This is a genomic window from Neobacillus drentensis (genome assembly GCF_036965645.1).
Classification (GTDB): Bacteria; Bacillota; Bacilli; order Bacillales; family Cytobacillaceae; genus Neobacillus; species Neobacillus drentensis_D.
This window is the reverse complement of record NZ_JBALPZ010000284.1, coordinates 1-274: the sequence shown is the minus strand read 5'-3', so window position 1 is coordinate 274 and position 274 is coordinate 1. Positions and strand designations below refer to the sequence as shown.

Below are 274 nucleotides of genomic sequence, written 5' to 3'. Positions count from 1 at the left end.
AACTAGGGAACAATATACATGGAAGCATCTTTCCAAGCCCTTTAACAATTTAGAAAGAAAATATGACGTGGCAATTGGTTTTTTGGAGAAAACATCAACCTACTTTTGTGTAGATAAGGTAGAGGCTTCAAAAAAGGTTGGTTGGGTTCATATTGATTACGATAAGTTAGGAATGGACCCTAAATTTGATATTAATTATTTTAAAAAAATTGATAATATCGTTACAGTTTCAGAAGAATGTGCAAACATTTTTAAAGCGAGATTCCCAAGTGAA

The 274-nt window shown here is 31.8% G+C and carries 1 pseudogene; it reads left to right on the top strand.

Features of this window, described 5'->3' with window-relative positions:
- Window positions 1-67: 67 nt before the first annotated feature.
- Window positions 68-274, top strand: a pseudogene (locus tag V7266_RS30395) (glycosyltransferase); the annotation flags it as partial.